The organism is Xanthomonas sp. NCPPB 1132 (assembly GCF_056629235.1).
The window spans coordinates 4381258-4399683 of record NZ_CM152819.1; the positions used below are offsets into that span (position 1 = coordinate 4381258).

Here is an 18426-nt window from a genome sequence, read left to right on the forward strand (position 1 = left end):
TACACACTACGGGATGCTCTCCCCGAGCAATTCCTGCACAGCGCGTCGGGGCTGAAGCCCCTCCCACAGTGCAGTGACCAAGCGCTACCGGCAGCCCCGGATTGGTGCTGCCGATCGCTTCGCATGCATTCGGTACACATCAGCCGATCTGCATGAAACCAAACGGTGCATCTGCGCGCCAGGCAGTAGATGCGTCCCGTTGTGGGAGGGACTTCAGTCCCGACGCGACGAACTAAAGGCATCGGGATTGAGGCCGTTCTGCAGCGGAGGCCTCAGAGGCGACATAGAGGAGCGCGTGTTTTCTACGGCCTTCTACACACAGAGGGATGCTCTCCAGAGCAATTCCTGCACAGCGCGTCGGGGCTGAAGCCCCTCCCACAAGTGCATTGATCAAGCGCTACCGGCGGCCTGGGATGGCGCTACCGATCCCTTCACGTGCAGTCGGTGCACATTCGCCGCCTGCAGGCACCGTGATGGCGAATCGCCTTGGCTTGATTTCGCAGCACACATCGGGGTACGGCGACACCACATCGGCTCGATGCAAAAATCCTGAACAAAACCTGTCTACCACGCGACGCGACGACGCCGTTATGGTCGCTGCACAGGGGAGGCACTGCGCCGATCGGCCGCACTGCCATGAAACGTCATGCCACGCACCGCGCCACGGCCGCTTCGCTGCCGCGTCGGCGCGTCCTTCCTTCTTGCGCTCGAGGATTCCGCACATGACCCAGTCGCTTCGTCATCGCCCGTTGGCACTGCTGCCGTCCCTGCTGCTTGCGCTCGCCGCCACGTCCGCCCACGCGGCGGAGCGCGTCGACCTGCACGCCAAGAACCCGGATACGCTCGGTACCCAGTACCGCAGCGCCGCCGCCCGCGTCGGCGGCATCCCGGCCGCGCCCGCGGTGCGCCATGCCGAACTGATCGGGCTGGATGCCGAGTCCGCGCTCACCCTGCTCGGCAGCAGCGAAGATGCCGACGGCACCGTGCACCGCCGCTATCAGCAGACCTTCCGTGGCATTCCGGTGTGGGGCGAGCAGGTGATCGTCAGCGAACGTGCCGACGGCAGCGTGCGCAGTCTGTTCGGCCGTTCGGTGGCCGGGCTGGCCAGCGAACTGCCGGCCACCGCCGCCAATGCGGCCAGTGCGTCGCTGAGCGCCGATGCCGCGCTGCGTGTGGCCCAGCGCGTCGCGCTTGGCACCGCGCAGGCCGAGCGTCGCATCGAACGCGCGCAGGCGCCGCAGATGATCTATCTCGACGACAGCGACCGTGCGCACCTGGCCTACGTGGTGTCGTTCTTCGCCGATGCGCCGAACGGCGGCGCGCCGAGCCGGCCGTTCGTGATCGTGGATGCGCGCAGCGGCGCCATCCTCAAGCAGTGGGACGCGCTGACCACGCGCGACGCCACCGGCCCCGGCGGCAACGCCAAGACCGGCCAGTACGAGTACGGCAGCGACAGCATCCACGGCTTCCTGGAGGTGGACGACAACTGCCGCATGCAGAACACCAACGTCAAGTCGGTGAACCTCAACGGCGGCAGCTCCGGCACCACCGCGTACCAGTTCACCTGCCCGCGCAATACCTACAAGACCATCAACGGCGCCTACTCGCCGATCAACGACGCGCACTACTTCGGCGGCGTGATCGAGAAGATGTACCGCAGCTACGTCGGCGTGGCGCCGCTGACCTTCCAGCTGGTGATGCGCGTGCATTACGGCACGCGCTACGAGAACGCCTTCTGGAACGGCTCGACGATGAACTTCGGCGACGGCAACACGCGCTTCTATCCGCTGGTCAGCGCCGACGTCGCCGGCCACGAAGTCTCGCACGGCTTCACCGAGCAGCATTCCAACCTCACCTACTCCGGCCAGTCCGGCGGCATCAACGAGGCGTTCTCGGATATGGCCGGCGAGGCCACCGAGTACTACCTCAAGGGCACGAACGACTTCAAGGTCGGCACCGAGATCTTCAAGGCCAACGGTGCGCTGCGCTACATGGCCACCCCGACCCAGGACGGCAGCTCGATCGACAACGCCGCCAACTACCGCAGCGGCCTGGACGTGCATTACTCCTCGGGCGTCTACAACAAGGCGTTCTACACCCTGGCCACCACCTCCGGCTGGAACACGCGCAGCGCCTTCGAAGTGTTCGCCCGCGCCAACCAGCTGTACTGGACGCCCAGCACCAGCTTCAACAGCGGCGCCTGCGGCGTGCAGACCGCGGCCAGCGACCTGAGCCGTTCGGTGACCGCGGTGCGCAATGCCTTCGCCGCCGTTGGCGTGAGCTGCCCGCAGTAAGGCCTGCGAAGACGTGCACGGCCATCCGCGTGGATGGCCGTGCGTTGCGGCTTGGGATTGGGGATTGGCAACAGCGGCTCGCGCCGATCGCCTTGTAGGAGCGGCTCTTGTCCCCTTTTCGGGATCAGCCGCGACGGGCGAAGCGGCGTGCGTACCGATGGCGCAATGCGTCGGGACTGAAGTCCCTCCCACAGTGCACTCGGCGAGCTCGCCGCACGCCCTTGTGGGAGCGGCTCTTGTCCCTTTTTCGGGATCAGCCGCGACGCGCGATCGCCAAAGCGTCACGACGGAAGCCGCTCCTGCGCCGGGTCGGCGATACTGTGCGGTCTCTCCCGCGCCCTGCCCGCCCCCGATGCCGTTCGCTTCCCTCGGTCTGTCGCCCGCGCTGTATCCCGCCTTCGCCGCCGCGCTCGCGCGCGCCGGCTGGCAGACGCCCACGCCGATCCAGCAGCAGGCGGTGCCGCTGATCATCGCCGGCCACGACCTGCTGGCCATGGCGCAGACCGGTTCCGGCAAGACCGCGGCGTTCGCGTTGCCGTTGCTGCAGGCGTGCGCGCAAGCGGCCAGGCCGGCGCGCTCCACGCGCGTGCTGGTGCTGGTGCCGACTCGCGAACTGGCGGTGCAGGTCGCCGACACCTTCGTCGCGCTGGGCCTGGAACTGCCGCGGCGGCCGCGGGTGGTGGTGGCGGTCGGCGGCGTCTCGATCAATCCGCAGATGCTGGCGCTGCGCGGCGGTGCCGACGTGGTGGTGGCCACGCCCGGACGCCTGCTGGATCTGCTGGCGCAGCGCGCGCTGCAGTTGGACGCGGTGGCGCACCTGGTACTGGACGAGGCCGACCGCCTGCTCGACCTGGGCTTCGGCGCCGAACTGGAGCGGCTGCTGCGCCTACTGCCGCCGACGCGGCAGACCCTGCTGTTCTCGGCCACCATCCCGGCGCCGATCGCGGCGCTGGCCGCGCACCTGCTGCGCGCGCCGCGGCGGATCGGCGACGCCGCCGACGCCGCACCGATTCCGGCGACGCTGCGTCAGCGCGGGATCGAGGTCGACAGCGACCGGCGTCTGGCCTTGCTCCAGCATCTGTTGGACCACGAGGCCTGGCCGCGGGCGCTGGTGTTCGTGGCCAGCCGGCACAGCACCGAGCAGGTCGCCACGGCACTGAGCAAGGCCGGCATCGCCGCGCAACCACTGCACGGCGACCTCGCCCAGGGCCGGCGCCAGCGCACCCTGGACGCGTTCCGTCAGCAACAACTGCGCGTGCTGGTGACCACCGACCTGGCCGCGCGCGGCATCGACATCGCCGCGCTGCCGGTGGTGGTGAACTACGACCTGCCGCGTTCCACCGCGGACTACACCCATCGCATCGGCCGCAGCGCACGCGCGGGCGCCGAGGGTCAGGCGCTGAGCTTCGTCGATGCCGCCAGCGCGGCGCACCTACGCCTGATCGAGAAACGCCAGGGTGTGCGCGTGCCGCGCGAACGCATCCCCGGTTTCGAGCCGACGCCTGCACCGGCACCGGCCGCTGCGGCGACGGAGGCGACCGCCTCCACCGGTGGCGTCAAAGGCAAGCGGCCGAGCAAGAAGGACAGGCTGCGCGCGGCGCGTGCGCAGGGCGGCGAACCACCCGCGAGCGGCTGAGCCGCGCGGCACGGGCCCCGACGCGCGGGTGCGCCGGATCGCGCTCAGTCCTCGAAGGGATCGTGCTCGCTTTCGCCCTGCCCACCCTTGGCCCGCGGCGGCCGCGTGCATGCCCGGCTGCGGATCTCCACGTAGAACTGCTCGCCGCCGGCGGCAGCCAGCGTGTCGACCGCACGCAGCAGCTCGGCCGGCGGCAGCACGGCGGCGGTGGCTTCCTCGGTGCCGAACAGGGTGTCGAAATCCCAGTAGTCGGCGCCGGCCGGCAGGGTCTTGCGGCGCTCGCGGCGGATGTACTTGCGGATGTCGTGCTTGGCGGCGTCGAGCAGGCGGTCGGGATGCTTGCCTTCGATGCGGAGCCGGTAGGTCTTCTTCATTGTGGGAAATCCTGGAAAGGGAATAAGCGCAGCCAACAAAACGACTGTGCAGCCGCCAAGCGGGTGCGGAACTGCGCGCGACGTGTTGTGAGCCACGCTCAGGCGGCCGTCGCGGGACGGCGCTGCGTGGGATGGGCCGCCATGGTGCCAGAAGCGGCCGCGCACTGCGGATTGCGCGGATAATCGATGCACGCCCCACCGCCACGCAGGAGCCACCGATGACCGATCCGTCCGCCTTCGCGGGATACCGCGTGCTCGTCGCCGGCGCCAGCCGCGGCATCGGCCTTGCCATCGCCGACGCCTTCGCCGGCCACGGCGCGGCGGTGGCGATCTGCGCGCGCAGTCCCGCGCCGCTGGCCGAGGCCGCCGCGCAGTTGCAGCGCCATGGCCATCCGGTGGCGCAGCAGTGCTGCGACCTGGCCGACGCCGCGCAGATCGAGGCCTGGGTGGCGCAGGCCGCCGACGCGCTGGGCGGCATCGACGTGATGATCAACAACGCCTCCGGCTACGGCCATGGCGACGACGATGCGAGCTGGCAGGCCGGCTTCGACATCGACCTGATGGCCGCGGTGCGCTGCAACCGCGCCGCGTTGCCGCACCTGCGCGGCAGCGGCCGCGGCTGCATCCTCAACATCAGCTCGATCAACGGCCTGCGGCCGACGCCGCGGGTGCCGGCGTACTCGGCGGCGAAGGCGGCACTGAACTACTACACGACCACCCTGGCGACGCAGCTGGCGCGCGAGCGGATCCGGGTCAATGCGATCGCGCCCGGTTCCATCGAGTTCCCCGGCGGCCTGTGGGAGCAGCGCCGCCAGCAGCAGCCCGAGCTGTACCGGCAGATCCGCGCCAGCATTCCGTTCGGCGCCTTCGGCGCACTCGACGACGTCGCCAACGCGGCGCTGTTCCTGGCCTCGCCGCAGGCGCGCTGGATCACCGGCCAGGTGCTGGCGGTGGACGGCGGGCAGTCGCTGGGCGCCTGAGGCTGGTCGCACGGGCGATGCTGCGCACTCGCGCACGCTCTCCCATCCCGAATCCCCACTCCCCAATCCCCGCTCTTAAACCAACTGCGCCGCCTCGATCACCTGCACGCCCGGACGTGGCCGCAACGCGGCAGCCACCAGCGCCGCGGCGATACGTTCGGCCGGGTTGATCCGGTAGCGCCGCGGCAGCAGCGGCCCGAGCGCGCGCAGCACCACGCTGGCGGCATGCTCGCCGCGGCGGCGTTGCGCTCGCTCGCCGCCGATCAGGCCCGGCCGCACCAGGGCCAGCGAGGGAAAGCCGAGTGCGCGCAGGTCGTGTTCCAGGTCGCCCTTGACCCGGTTGTAGAACGCCCATGACTGCGGATCCGCGCCCAGCGCAGAGTTGAGCGCGAAGGCCTCGGTGCCGTGCTGGCGCAGCAGGCGCGCGATCGCCAGCGGATAGTCGTGATCGACCCGGCGGAATGCTGCGCGCGCGCCGGCCTGGCGCATCGTGGTGCCGAGCGCGCAGATCGCCGCCTCCACCTGCCACCAGGGTGCCTGCGCCGGCAGCGCGTCGAAGTCGAGCACCGGGTTGTGCAGCTTGGGATGGGTCATGGCCAGCGCGCGCCGGGTCGGCGCGATCACCGCGCTGCAGGCCGGCTCGGCCAGCAACTGGGTCAGCGCGTGGCCGCCGACCAGGCCGGTGGCGCCGGCGAGCAGGATCTTCATGGGAACGGCCTTGGGGTTGGCTGGGATGGGGCGACTATTGCAGGGGTGGTGGCAAGGCGCTGTCTGGGATGTTTGCGGTGGGCGTGGGCCATGAGGCGCTGCGCGCTCGTACCCTCACCCCAACCCCTCTCCCGGAGGGAGAGGGGCTTTGGCTTCTCCCTTCTCCCACCGGGACCATGGCCCCCTTTTCGGGGGAAGGTGCCCCGCAGGGGCGGATGAGGGTACGGGCGCCAGCCAGGCATCGGTCCTAAACGCCAGCATGCAGCCAAGCGCGCCAGCACAGCGCCGGCCGCTCGCCTCCAGGATCCATGAGGCGCTGCGCGCCCGTACCCTCACCCCAACCCCTCTCCCGGAGGGAGAGGGGCTTTGGCTGTTCCCTTCTCCCACCGGGAGAAGGTACCCCGAAGGGGCGGATGAGGGTACGGGCGCCAGCCAGGCATCTCCCTGCAGAAGGGACGGCAGCCCAGCCAGGCGTCCATCCCACACGGCAGCCCAGCAACCCGCCACCCACGGTCGCCGCGCCGCAGCAGGTACGCCACAATAGCCGCCCCATCGCGCCGGCCGGCGCGCTGCAACCTGACGAGGAGCGGTTCGATGTTCGTGGTGTGCGGAGAGGCCTTGTACGACATCTTCATCGACGGCTACGCCGGCACCTCGGTCGCGATGACCGCGCGCCAGGGCGGTTCGCCGTTCAACGTGGCGATCGGCCTGGCCCGCCTGGGCGCGCCGTCGGCGCTGTTCACCGGCCTGTCCACCGATCCGCTCGGCCGCCAGCTGCGCGCCACCCTCGAAGGCGAAGGCGTGGCCCTGGACTACTGCATCGACAAGCGCGAGGCGACCACCCTGGTGATGGTCGCGCTGGACGCGAGCGGCGTGCCCAACTATGCCTTCTACGGCACCGGCTGCGCCGATCGCGCGCTGACCGAGGCCGACCTGCCGGCGCTGGACGCGCGCGTCGGCGGCCTGCATTTCGGCTCCTACACCCTCGTCGCCGAGACCACCGCCAGCACCTTCCAGGCGCTGGCCGAACGCGAGCGCGGGCAGCGGCTGATCTCGCTGGACCCGAACGTGCGGCCGACGGTGGAGCCGGACATGGCGGTGTGGCGCGCGCGGCTGGCGCGCTGGATCGCGCTGGCGCACGTGGTCAAGGTCAGCCAGGAGGACATCGAGCTGCTGTATCCGCAGCAGGATCCGTTCGCCGTCGCCCGCAGCTGGCTGCAGCAGGGCCCGTCGCTGGTGGTGATGACCCTGGGCAGCGACGGCGCGGTGGCCTGGCGCGGCGACAGCGAGGCGCGCGTGCCCGGCCGCGTGGTGCAGGTGGCCGACACCGTCGGCGCTGGCGACAGCTTCCAGGCGGCGCTGCTGCAGCAGTTGCCCAATCCGGCCGCGCTGGCGGCGCTGGGCAGCGAGCCCGCCGCGCTGGAACGCCTGCTGCAGTTCTGCGTGGCCGCCGCGGCGATCAACTGCACCCGCGCCGGCGCCAACCCGCCCCGTCTGGACGAGGTCCGCGCCGCGCTCTGACGTCGGCCGACAATGTGCACGCAGCGCGCGCGGCCGAGTTGCCTAAGATGAGCCGGCCGTCCACCCCGCCGCATCCACCAGGAGACCTGCCTTGATCGAGCTGTCCGACATCGCCGTGCGCCTGGGCATCGCTGCGCTTGCAGGCGCGGCTATCGGGTTGAACCGCGACCTGCATGGCAAGCCGATCGGCATCCGCACGCTGGGCCTGGTCGGCCTGGCCACTGCGATGGTGGTGCTGTTGGCCGACCCGCTCGGCAAGGGCGGCTTCACCGACGCCGGCAGCCGCGTCATCCAGGGCATCCTGACCGGCATCGGCTTCCTCGGTGCCGGCGTCATCTATCACGTCGAGAAGCACGTGCGGGTCCACGGCCTGACCAGCGCTGCCTGCGTCTGGCTCACCGCCTGCGTCGGCATCATGTGCGGCGCCGGCCAGTGGCAGATCGTGGCGGTGTCGCTGGTCATCGCCTTCGTCATCCTGCTGTTCGGCGGGCGCGTCGAACGCGCCTTGCACGCGCTCCTGGGCGGCAGGCCGGCGCATGACACCCCGCCGGATCAGTCGTCGGACAAGGGCCCGCACCAGCCGGGCAAGTAGCTCGCGTCCCTGCTCTTGGCCAGCGCGAGCGCGGTTTCCACGGCGCGGGCGAAATCCTCCTTGATGTCGCGGCGCCGCAGCCGGCGGCGGAACAGGTCGGCCCACAGGAATTCGCTGAACGGCGTGGTGTCCTTGGCGTAGCCGCCCGCGCGCCGCACCTCCCCGGCCAGGCTGCGGTAGGGATCGTCCTTCAGGTCGGCGATCGACGTCGGCATGTCCTTGAACGGGCGGCGCTCGCCCTTGGCGTCGTAGGGATAGGCGCAGCGGCGATGATCCAGCACGCTCCACAGCGCGCCCTTGTCGACCACGCTGAGGTCGGCGATCACCGTGACCAGGATGTCCTTCACCCCTTCGTCGTGCAGCGCCCGCGCCAGGTGGTGGTGATCAACCACGTAGTACTTGCCGTCCGGCCCCAGCACCACCGGGATCATGTGCGTGCCGAGCAGCTCGGCCTGCTTGTGCTTGGACGCATGCGCACGCCAGCGCCTACGCTTCTCCTTGACCTCGCGCATGCCCACGGTCATCTGCGTGGGCCGCAGGGACAGGATCGGGACCGGGTGCAGCAGGGGTTCGCGGGAATCGGCCATGCGCAGTCTCCGTGGAGGTGGTGGGCGCGCCGCGGCAGGCGCGGCCGACAGAGTGCCAGCGTCGTGCGCGTTCTGCACAGCGCCGTGGCACGCCCGATCTTTCGGAAGCCAGGTGTTGCTCCCCTCTCCCTCCGGGAGAGGGGTTGGGGGTGAGGGTGCGACGGCTAGGGAACCTCGTCCCCCAGACACCTCCCTAGCGCCCCAACCCTCATTCGCCCCTTCGGGGCACCTTCCCCCGAAAAGGGGGCCATGGTCCCGAAGGGAGAAGGGAAGGGCCGCCGTGCTCACGAGTTCCGCCGCCGGCCACGCCACTCCCCTCTCCCTCAGGGAGAGGGCCGGGGGTGAGGGTACGGCCGCCATGGAATCCTCTTCACAGACCCACCGCCCGCCCGCTCAAGCGCGCGCCGCCGGCGCCGATATCCAGATCCTGAGCGCCAGCATGGGCGGCGCATTGACCTGGGGAGGAGCCGGCTGGCATGTCGGACCAACGCGACGAGCCGCCGATCAGCGGACTGCGCAAGCTGCTGTCGCCGCGTCGGCGCGATCCGGCGGCGACCGCGACGCTGCCGGCCCGCGCGCAGGGCCACGGGCACAAGCACGGCCACGCGGCGCCGCCTGCAGAGGCGGCGACCGACCCGGCCGCCGCCACGGCCGCGCTGATCCGCCTGTTCCAGCAGGCGCACGAGCCACTGGGCCTGCTCGGCGCCTTCGCCGACGGCATGGCCGCGCTGCACGGCGAACTGGGCGACATGGGCCGGCGCCTGCAATCGGCGGCGAGCAGCGGCGACTGGCCCAGCTATGGCCGCGCACTGCGCCAGCTGATCGACAAGTACATCCGCACCATCGACGTCGACGACCCGCTGGCCGGGCCCAGCGACAGCGAGCGCCTGCGCGACCTGCTGCGGCAGACCGTGGCCGGCGCGCTGGCGGCACTGCTGCACACCCTGCCCGAACTGGCCGGCGAGGCCGAGGCCAGCGGCGAGGCGCTGCGCCAGTGGCGCCCCGGGCAACCGCTGGAGCCGGTGGCGCAGCAGGTGCGCGAGCTGTGCCACCAGATCGCGTTGCGCGCCAACGACGGCCAGGAGCAGCAGGCGCTGTTGCTGAGCCTGTTCGACCTGCTGCTGGAGAACGTCGGCGAACTGCTCGACGACACCAGCTGGCTGCAGGGCCAGATCGCGGTGGTGCGCGACCTGATCGCCGGGCCGCTGGACCGCTACTCGATCGAGGAGGCGCGCGGCAGCCTGCGCGAGGTGATCTACAAGCAGGGCCTGCTCAAGCAGGGCATCGCCGAATCCAAGGAGGCGATGAAGGACCTGATGCTGACCTTCGTCGCGGACCTGGACGGCATGGCCGCCAGCACCGGCGAATTCCACGACCGCATCGCCGACTACTCGCAGACCATCCGCGACGCGCGCAGCATCGCCGACCTCAACCGCCTGCTGCAGGAAGTGCTGCAGGACACCAGCCACGTGCAGGAGCAGGCGCTGCGCGCGCGCGATCACCTGATCGCCGCACGCCAGGAGGTGGAGGCGGCGGAGCAGCGCATCCTGCGCCTGGAGCAGGAACTGCAGGACGTCAGCGGCCTGGTGCGGGTCGACCAGCTCACCGGCGCGCTCAACCGCCGTGGGCTGGAGGACCTGTTCGCGCGCGAGCTGGTGCGTACCGAACGCAGCGCGCAGCCGCTGTGCGTGGCGATGCTGGACCTGGACGATTTCCGCAAGCTCAACGAAACCTTTGGCCACCCCGGCGGCGACAGCGCCCTGCGCCACCTGGTGGAAGTGGCGCGCACCACCTTGCGCGCCAGCGATGCCATCGCCCGCTTCGGCGGCGAGGAATTCGTGCTGCTGATGCCGGACTGCACGATCTTCGAGGCCAGTGCGGCGGTGACCCGCGTGCAGCGCGCGCTGGCCCAGCGCGCGGTGGTGCACGAAGACCAGCGGGTGTTCGTCAGCTTCAGCGCCGGCGTGGCGCTGCGCCAGCCCGGCGAAGCGCAGGACGCGCTGATCCGCCGCGCCGACCGTGCGCTGTACGAGGCCAAGAAGGCCGGCAAGAATCGGGTGGTATCGGCAGACTAGCTGGCGCCGGCGTGGCCGGCGCGGGATTGGGGAGTCGGGATTGGGGATGCGCAAAAGCGGGAATGCGCACCGCTGTTACGAATCTCGAATCTCGAATCCCTATTCCCGCACCTTCTTGATCCCTAACACCACCGCCAGCACCAAGGCGCCGGCCACGATTCCCACCAAGGCGTTGCCCAGCGCAAGCACCAGGCTGCCCAAACCGCCGCTCGGGGCGATGCCCTGCAAGGCGTGATGCAGCGGGCCGATGCTGTGCACCAGGATGCCGCCGCCGACCAGGAACATCGCCGCGGTGCCGGCGACCGACAGCGTGCGCATCAGCCACGGCGCCAGCCACAGGATGCCGCGGCCGACCGTCGCGGCGGCGGCGCCCTTGCGGCTCAGGTACAAGCCCAGGTCGTCGAGCTTGACGATGCCGGCGACCAGCCCGTAGACGCCGGCGGTCATCGCCAGCGCGATCGCCACCAGCACCGCGAGCTGCTGCACGAACGGCACGCCGGCGACCACGCCCAGCGACAGCACGATGATTTCGGCCGAAAGGATGAAGTCGGTGCGGATCGCGCCCTTGACCTTGTCCTTCTCCAGCGCCACCACGTCCACCTGCTGGTCGGCCAGCGCCTGCACCTGCTGCGCGTGACGTGCCGCGTCCTCTTCCTTCGAATGCAGGAAACGGTGCGCCAGCTTCTCCACGCCCTCGAAGCACAGGAAGGCGCCGCCGATCATCATCAGCGGGGTGATCGCCCACGGCAGCCAGGCGCTGATCGCCAGCGCCGCCGGCACCAGGATCGCCTTGTTCAGCAGCGAGCCCTTGGCCACCGCCCACACCACCGGCAGTTCGCGGTCGGCGTTCACCCCGGTCACCTGCTGCGCGTTCAGCGCCAGGTCGTCGCCGAGCACGCCGGCGGTCTTCTTGGCCGCGACCTTGGTCAACAGCGACACGTCGTCGAGCAGGGTGGCGATGTCGTCGAGCAGGGTGAACAGGCTGGCGCCGGCCATGCGGGGATTCCATTCGGGATGAGCGGCGATTCTCGCCGATTCCGCCGGCCACGTGCGTGAGCGGTGCCGCCTCAGCCGCGCATAACGCCGGCTCGGCTACCGTGCGCGGCAGGCCCGCATTGCCCGCGAAGGAGACCCGAATGGACCAGTTCCTCACCGCCCCCCGCGCCATCGTCGACGACGTGCTCGCGGCCGCGGCCATGCTGCAACCGCTGCGGCTGTCCGAGACCGACAGCGGCACCCGCATCGTGCTGCAGGCAGCGCGCGATCCGCGCCAGGTCGCGGTGCTGTCCGGCGGCGGCGCCGGGCACGAGCCGGCGCATGCCGGCTTCGTCGGCCCGGGCATGCTCAGCGGCGCCATCGCCGGCGACCTGTTCGCCTCGCCCGGGGTGGAGGCGGTGCTGGCGGCGATCCGCGCCTGCGCCGACGCGCCCGGCGTACTGCTGGTGATCAAGAACTACACCGGCGACCGGCTCAATTTCGGCCTGGCCGCCGAGCGCGCCCGCGCCGAGGGCATCGCCGTGGCCAGCGTGCTGGTCGCCGACGACATCGCCTTGCCCAACGCCGCGCAGCCGCGCGGCATTGCCGGCACGGTGCTGGTGCACAAGTACGTGGGCCACCTGGCACGCGAGGGCGTGCCGCTGGCCGACCTGGCGCAGCGCGGCCAGGCCTTCGCCGATCGCCTGCTGTCGCTGGGCATGGCCTTGTCCAGTTGCAGCGTGCCGGGCCAGCGGGCCGGCCGCCGCGCGCCGGAACTGGGCCTGGGCATCCACAACGAGCCGGGCGCGCGGCCGGTGCAGCCCGGCACGGTGGAAGAGGCGTTGGCGCTGGTGCTGGACCCGCTGCTGGCGCAGGCCGATGCCCGCCTGGGCGCCGACGCGCCGCTGGTGCTGATGCTCAACGACCTCGGCGGCTGCTCGACGCAGGAACTGGGCGTGCTGACGCGGCTGGCGTTGCAGCGCATCGGCGTCGAGCGGGTGGCGCTGATGCCGGTGCCGGCAGCGCTGATGACCTCGATGGACATGCACGGCTTCTCGATCACCCTCGCCCCGGCCGACGCCGACGTGCTCACCGCGCTGCAGGCGCCGGTGCAGACCCTGGGCTGGCCCGGCGTGCGTGTGCCGCATGCAGTGCAGACCTTTGCGCCGGCACTGAAGCGCGACGACAGCCACCGCGATGGCGCGCGCGATGCGCAGTGCGCAGCGGCCCTGGGCCGGGTGGCGCAAGCCCTGATCGCCGCGCAGGCCGAGCTGGACGCGCTGGACGCACGCAGCGGCGATGGCGACGCCGGCAGCACCTTCGCCGCCGGCGCGCGCGCCCTGCGGCAGGCGCTGGACACCGATGCGCTGGCCACCGGCGACGCCGCCGCACTGGCGCGCGGCCTGGCGGCGACGATCGAACACAGCATGGGCGGCTCCAGCGGCGTACTGCTGTCGATCCTGTTCACCACCGCCGCCGGTGCTCTGGCGGAGGGACGCGACTGGGTGCAGGCGCTGCAGGCCGGCGTGGCGCGGATGCAGCACTACGGCGGCGCGCAACGCGGCGACCGCACCCTGCTCGATGCGCTGCTGCCGGCGCTGGACGCCCTGGCGCAGGGCACGGGCGTGGACGCCGCCGCGCACGCCGCGCGCGCGGGTGCCGATGCCACCGCGCAGCTCATCCGCGCCGGCGCCGGTCGCGCCGCCGCGGTGCCGGCGGATGCCTTGCGTGGCGTGATCGACCCCGGTGCCGAAGCGGTGGCGCGGGCATTCGCGGCGTGGCGGTGAAGCAGCCGGTCGGGTCGGTCGATGCGGCGCGAGGCAGGTATGGGTCAATCGAGGTGGCAGGCGTGTTCGGGAACGCCGGTCGCGGCTGAAGCCGCTCCTACGACAAGCAAGCACGCGGCATGCATGACGTTGTCGCCGCACACGTAGGCAACTCCGCATGCAATGCCACCAGAGATCGGCAGCCGTGCCCTCCCACGTTGTAGGAGCGGCTTCAGCCGCGACAGGATTCACCGATAACGCCGGTCGCGGCTGAAGCCGCTCCTACAGAGGGCGCCATCGCGGCTGCAATGGGCTGTCCGAGCGCACTGTGGGAGGGACTTCAGTCCCGACTGCTGCAAGGCCGGATCACTTTGTCACCCCACTACTCCGCCGACGCCGCCTCCAGCACCTGCGCCACCGCCTGCAGCGAGCCATGCACCGAGCCGGGCTGCAGCGCCAGCGGCTGGGTCTTGCCGCGCGCCACCACCTCCATGCGCTGCGGCACGCCCTGCGCATTACCGACGATGCGATAGGTGGTGTCGCCACGCGCGAAGCTGAGCAGATGGCGGTCGGCGTCGTAGTCCATCGCCTCGCCCTGCGCGTCCGGATACAGCAGATCCACCCTCTGCTGCGCACCGAGCGCCGCGTAGTACGGCGTGCCGCTTGCGCCGTCGCCGACGTTGGCGAACACCACGATGCGCTTGCCGGCCGGCGCCAGACGGAACTCGAGCAGGATCTTGCGCTGGCCTACCGCCGGCTCGCCTTCCTCGTCCCACAGGTAGTGCATGTCGGGCACGCGCTTGCCGCCACGGTCGCGATACACGGTCTCCTGCGCCAGTCCCGGCCCGTCGCCGCGCGCATCCTCGACCACTTCGCGCTCCAGCAGCGGCTCACCATCGCGGATCGAGTACGGCGCGAACTGGTGCCAGCAGCAGCCGTCCTTGGTCATGGTGTGGAGCTCGCGCGCCTGCGCATCCACCTCGAACAGGCCGCAGTTGCTCTGCGCCAGCTCGGTGAAGTCCGCATCGGCCTCGAAGCCGTCGGCGGTACCCAGGTACACCTGGTAGGAGGGGCCGTGATAGCAGCTGTTCTGGCCGTCCATCACCGCCAGGTCCTTGATCCCGTCGAAATTGAAATCGTCGTAGATCAGCACGCTCTGCTCGCCGTACGGCAGTTCGTGCACGTTGGCCTTGACCTTGCCGCTCTTCGCATCGGTGTCCAGCACCAGCTCCGGGGAGGCCACCTCGAGCAGCGGCGTGGCGTTGCCGCGGGCGAACACGCGCACGATGCCGGGACGGAACACCTCGCCGCTGTCCTCGATCTCCAACGTGGCGCGGTAGCGATCGGAGAAGTCCTGCAGGTCGTAACGGCGGTGCGTGCTGGCGGCGAAGGCCTTGGCATCGAAGTCGTCGCCGGCATACTGCTGGGTCTGCGTCGCGGCGGTCGCGGTCGCGGTCGACGACAGCAGCACGAGCAGCAAAGCCAGGCGTGCACGCGTCGACAGCACACGGGCATGGCCAACGGCATGCGAGACGATGGAGGACATGGTGGTGTTCCTGGCGGCTGGCAGCGGAGGCCAAGGGTAAGGCCGGCCGTGGCGGCCGGCCAGAGGCGAGCGGACGGCGGCGCGTCAGAATAGCGCGCGTGCCAGCGCCCGCAGCGCCGTGCGCGCCTCGGTGGCGATGCCGCCGCCGTCCTCGCCCAGCCAGGCCACCACGAGCAGCACCACGATCACCCCAGCCGCCAACAGCGCGAGCCGACGTCCGCTCAACGGCCGAGCACCCGGCCGACCAGGTACGATTGCGCAACGCACGGCGCAGCGCGTCGCGGCGCGGGTGCCACCCGCGCTCCGTCGCCGCACCGGGAGCGTCCGCTGCGTCCCACCCTCTTTACCATCATCGCCACTCGTCCTGCCGCACTGCGCGCTGCTCTCTGACCCGCGTTGCGCGGCAGCATACGCGGCGGGCACGTCGCCCGACCATCGGCACAAGCCGGTTGGCCAAACCGCGGTCCCGGCGAGCCTGTTGCCGGCAGCGCGCCGCCACGGCAACGCAGCCTGGCGCCCGCAATCCCCGGCACCGGGCCCGACCCCGCGCGGGATTCACTGCGCGACGACCCGGCCGTGGCCACACTCGTCGCAGCCTTTCGCCTGCCCGGAGCCCACCTTGAGCGCGACGCCCGACGCTGCGGCCACGCCGCACGTGATCGGCGGCCTCAGCCGCCGTACCCAGATCCTGCGCCTGCTGCTGCGCTACCGCAGCTCCGGGGTGTTTTCCGGCATGGACATGGAGACCGCCCAGGGCGAGCACGAGCTGCCGCCGGAAGGCACGCCGGAACAGTTCGTCACCGACCTGGAGGCGCTGGGCCCGACCTTCGTCAAGCTTGGGCAGATGCTGTCCACGCGTCCGGACGTGGTGCCGCCGGAGTTCGCCACCGCCCTGGAGCGGATGCAGGAGAACACCACGCCGATTCCGAGCGAACGCATCCGTGAGATCGTCGAGGCCGAGCTCGGCGTCGGCATCAACAAGGCCTTCTCCGCCTTCGACGACACCCCACTGGGCAGCGCCTCGCTGGCGCAGGTACACCGCGCCGCGCTGCGCGACGGCACCCCGGTGGCGATCAAGGTGCAGAAGCCCGAGGTCGCCGCACAGGTGCGCGCGGACCTGGAGGTGCTGCGCAGCTTCGCCAGCGCCGCCGACAAGCTGACCGGGCTGGGCCGGCGCATCCGCTTCGCCGACTGGCTGGCCGAATTCGGCAAGGCACTGCTGGCCGAACTGAACTACGAGGCCGAGGCCGAGAACCTGGCGCGCTTCGGCGAGCACCTGCGGCCGTTCCCGCAGCTGTGGGTGCCGCAGCCGGTGTGGGACCTGTGCAGCCGCCGCGTGCTGACCATGCAGCTGGCCGAAGGCGTGCGCGTGGACAAGATCTCCGGGCTGCGCCGCACCGAGCAGCCGATGGACGACCTGGCCGCGGCGCTGGTGCGCGGCTACCTGGACCAGATGTTCGTGCACGGCGAGATCCATGCTGATCCGCATCCGGGCAACCTGCGCGTGCTCGCCGACGGGCGCCTGGCGATCTTCGACCTGGGCATGGTCGCGCACGTGCCGCCGAAGCTGCGCGAGCGCCTGCTCAAGCTGCTGTTCGCCGCGGTCGACGGCCGCGGCGAGGAAGTGGCCGAGGAAACCATCGCGCTGAGCACGCGCCTGGAGGATTTCGACGAGGAGCGCTACCAGCGCGAGACCGGGCAGATGATCGCCCGCTACGCCGCGCACGACGCCATGTCCGAAGGCCGGGTGGTGCTGGACCTGGTGCGCATCGCCACCGCCTACGGGCTGCGCACGCCGCCGGAGCTGAGCCTGCTCGGCAAGACCCTGCTCAACCTGGAAGCGGTGTGCCGCGCGCTGTCGCCGCACCTGGACACCCGCGTGGTGGTCGAGGACCAGTTGCAGCACGTGATGCGCGCGCGGCTGAAGAAGTCGCTGTCGGCGGCCAACCTGGCCAGCGAGGCGATGGAACTGCAGGCGCTGCTGCGCGAGGGCCCGCGCCGCATCTCCGACATCCTCACCCTGGCCGCGGAGAACCGCCTGCAGGTGCGCGTGGCCGGGCTGGAGGAATCGCGGCTGATGGAGAGCCTGCAGAAGATCGCCAACCGCGTCGCCGCCGGCATCGTCACCGCCGCGCTGATCCTGGCCTCCACGCAGATGATGCGCATCGACACCGGCAGCAAGCTGTTCGGCTACCCGGCGATCGCGATGGTGCTGTTCCTGCTGGGCGTGGTGCTGGGGCTGGGCATCGTGGTCAGCGCGGTGCTGTTCGACCGGCGCGCGCACGCGCGCGAAGAGCGCGGACGGCGCTAGGCCGTCTCGGCGATGCCCGGTAGCGGCGCGCCGGGTTGGGACATGCCGGTCGGCACGACGTGCCGCTACAGACCGCGATCGGGTGCTGCCACGCTGCGCGCCGCCCCTGCGCATGCACGCCGCTAACGCGGTGGCACGGGCCTGGGCATGCCATGCGCTCCCGTTCTTGTTGCCGCACCCGCAGGGTAACCGGGGACGCCCTGTATGACACCGCGTGACATACGCCCCGGCAACCGCGCCGCTAGAGTGATGCCGGCCACCTGCCGAACGCCATTTCCCGCGCCATGCGCGCCAGCGAGACCGCAGTGGCCACGCATCGAAACCGTCCCGTAGAGAGCAGAAACGCCGCGCATGTCACTCCCTCCGAACCGCGTCGCTCCTCAGCGGATCGTGCCCGAGCAGATCGCGATACATCGGTTGTTCGCCACGCCGCTGGCGCAGATCGCGTATCCGGCGGCGAACCGGCTCAATGACGTGCTGAAGGAGGAAATCGCGCGGCACAGGGCCGAAGACCCGACCGGCGTGCGCCACAGCAATTCCGGGGGATGGCAGTCCAGTCCGGACTTCAACACCTGGGACGGCGAAGGCGCCATGGCACTGACCGCGTACGCCACGGAACTGGCCTACGCGTTGACTGCCGTCTACCACCCCGAGTACGGCCTGGTGGTGCCCGAGTTCGAGTGGAAGATCAACGCGTGGGCGAACATCAACAACGCCGGCGATTCCAACGCGCAACACGCGCATCCCGGCGCGTTCTGGTCGGGCGTCTACTGGGTGGACGATGGTCGCGACGACGGCCAGGAAGCGGGCGGAGACCTGCAGTTTCTCGACCCGAGAGGGGTCATGCCCTCGTTGTACAACCCGGAACTCAAGATTCGCGTCGCAGGCTGCCTGAGCGCGGGGTTGACCACCTCCATCGCTGCCGAGAGCGGCACGCTGGTCATGTTCCCCTCCTGGCTGCTGCACTCGGTCACCGCGTTTACCGGTTCGCGGCCGCGCATCTCCGTCGCATTCAATTTCAGCGCCTGAGCGAACGCAGCCGCGATTCTTCCATCGCCGAC

At 70.8% G+C, this 18426-nt stretch carries 15 protein-coding genes; 9 read left to right on the forward strand and 6 right to left on the reverse strand.

The genetic code is table 11. From position 1 onward, the window contains the following. Positions 1-722: 722 nt before the first annotated feature. Both AC1G9L_RS18800 and AC1G9L_RS18805 read left to right on the forward strand, forming a co-directional pair. Positions 723-2294 carry a M4 family metallopeptidase gene (locus AC1G9L_RS18800; protein WP_010340970.1) on the forward strand — a complete coding sequence of 524 codons (1572 nt, stop codon included), beginning with the start codon at positions 723-725 and terminating at the stop codon, positions 2292-2294. Between the two features lie 352 nt (positions 2295-2646). After that, a complete protein-coding gene (locus AC1G9L_RS18805) occupies positions 2647-3930 on the forward strand; it encodes a DEAD/DEAH box helicase (RefSeq protein WP_481069696.1) in 1284 nt (427 codons plus the stop codon). Between the two features lie 44 nt (positions 3931-3974). Here the strand turns inward: AC1G9L_RS18805 and AC1G9L_RS18810 are convergent, their stop codons facing one another. Continuing rightward, entirely contained in the window at positions 3975-4304 is a 330-nt protein-coding gene (locus AC1G9L_RS18810) for a DUF6172 family protein (RefSeq protein ID WP_019802192.1), read from the reverse strand. Positions 4305-4522: 218 nt separating this feature from the next. Here AC1G9L_RS18810 and AC1G9L_RS18815 point away from each other — a divergent pair, with 218 nt between their 5' ends. Beyond that, a complete protein-coding gene (locus AC1G9L_RS18815) occupies positions 4523-5284 on the forward strand; it encodes an SDR family NAD(P)-dependent oxidoreductase (RefSeq protein ID WP_481069697.1) in 762 nt (253 codons plus the stop codon). A 75-nt stretch (positions 5285-5359) separates the two neighbouring features. Here the strand turns inward: AC1G9L_RS18815 and AC1G9L_RS18820 are convergent, their stop codons facing one another. After that, positions 5360-5992 (reverse strand): Rossmann-fold NAD(P)-binding domain-containing protein, encoded by a 633-nt coding sequence (locus tag AC1G9L_RS18820; RefSeq protein ID WP_481069698.1) that lies wholly within the window; start codon positions 5990-5992, stop codon positions 5360-5362. Between the two features lie 594 nt (positions 5993-6586). On the opposite strand from AC1G9L_RS18820, the gene AC1G9L_RS18825 reads away from it, so the two are divergent. Both AC1G9L_RS18825 and AC1G9L_RS18830 read left to right on the forward strand, forming a co-directional pair. Then, positions 6587-7513, forward strand: coding sequence for a carbohydrate kinase family protein (locus tag AC1G9L_RS18825; RefSeq protein WP_481069699.1), 927 nt, complete (start codon positions 6587-6589; stop codon positions 7511-7513). Between the two features lie 91 nt (positions 7514-7604). After that, positions 7605-8105: an MgtC/SapB family protein gene (locus AC1G9L_RS18830; RefSeq protein WP_019801994.1), complete on the forward strand. Its 501-nt coding sequence runs from the start codon at positions 7605-7607 to the stop codon at positions 8103-8105. Here AC1G9L_RS18830 and AC1G9L_RS18835 read toward each other — a convergent pair. Then, complete coding sequence (locus AC1G9L_RS18835; protein ID WP_019801993.1) at positions 8066-8692, reverse strand: ParB-like protein; 627 nt, start codon at positions 8690-8692, stop codon at positions 8066-8068. The genes AC1G9L_RS18830 and AC1G9L_RS18835 overlap by 40 nt on opposite strands. 476 nt (positions 8693-9168) lie before the next feature. Between AC1G9L_RS18835 and AC1G9L_RS18840 the strand changes: the two genes are divergently transcribed. Further along, positions 9169-10767 (forward strand): GGDEF domain-containing protein, encoded by a 1599-nt coding sequence (locus AC1G9L_RS18840; protein WP_481069700.1) that lies wholly within the window; start codon positions 9169-9171, stop codon positions 10765-10767. 99 nt (positions 10768-10866) lie between these two features. Here AC1G9L_RS18840 and AC1G9L_RS18845 read toward each other — a convergent pair whose 3' ends face one another. After that, positions 10867-11763, reverse strand: a complete 897-nt coding sequence (locus tag AC1G9L_RS18845; RefSeq protein WP_019800350.1) for a DUF808 family protein — start codon at positions 11761-11763, stop codon at positions 10867-10869. A gap of 140 nt (positions 11764-11903) precedes the next feature. Between AC1G9L_RS18845 and AC1G9L_RS18850 the strand changes: the two genes are divergently transcribed. Beyond that, positions 11904-13529 carry a dihydroxyacetone kinase subunit DhaK gene (locus AC1G9L_RS18850; protein WP_481069701.1) on the forward strand — a complete coding sequence of 542 codons (1626 nt, stop codon included), beginning with the start codon at positions 11904-11906 and terminating at the stop codon, positions 13527-13529. Between the two features lie 361 nt (positions 13530-13890). Here the strand turns inward: AC1G9L_RS18850 and AC1G9L_RS18855 are convergent, their stop codons facing one another. Together AC1G9L_RS18855 and AC1G9L_RS18860 are read right to left on the reverse strand one after the other, a co-directional pair. After that, positions 13891-15054 carry an XAC2610-related protein gene (locus AC1G9L_RS18855; RefSeq protein ID WP_481069702.1) on the reverse strand — a complete coding sequence of 388 codons (1164 nt, stop codon included), beginning with the start codon at positions 15052-15054 and terminating at the stop codon, positions 13891-13893. A gap of 84 nt (positions 15055-15138) precedes the next feature. Further along, complete coding sequence (locus tag AC1G9L_RS18860) at positions 15139-15279, reverse strand: hypothetical protein (RefSeq protein ID WP_481069703.1); 141 nt, start codon at positions 15277-15279, stop codon at positions 15139-15141. 394 nt (positions 15280-15673) lie between these two features. Here AC1G9L_RS18860 and AC1G9L_RS18865 point away from each other — a divergent pair, with 394 nt between their 5' ends. Further along, the gene (locus AC1G9L_RS18865) at positions 15674-17365 is read left to right on the forward strand and encodes an ABC1 kinase family protein (RefSeq protein ID WP_010340957.1); all 1692 of its coding nucleotides are present in this window, start codon (positions 15674-15676) and stop codon (positions 17363-17365) included. Between the two features lie 390 nt (positions 17366-17755). Beyond that, a complete protein-coding gene (locus AC1G9L_RS18870; RefSeq protein WP_481069704.1) occupies positions 17756-18394 on the forward strand; it encodes a TIGR02466 family protein in 639 nt (212 codons plus the stop codon). Positions 18395-18426: the final 32 nt, after the last annotated feature.